Genomic DNA, 231 nt, shown 5'->3' with positions numbered 1-231 from the left:
GTCGCTGTCGCTGTCGCTGTCGCTGTCGCTGTCGCTGTCGCTGTCGCTGTCGCTGTCGCTGTCGCTGTCGCTGTCGCTGTCGCTTTTCAGCGTATTTTTCTAAAAATAAAATCCCTGAGCTTTTATATTTTAATGAATTTTTTAATTCGTCTGACTTGGTTTCAAGTAATAACTGCAATCAATTATGCAGCAAGTAAATCTACTCGCTGCCCTAAAAATAATTCATTCGGT

The organism is Sessilibacter sp. MAH1, from assembly GCF_054658315.1.
This window is presented reverse-complemented; position numbering follows the sequence as displayed.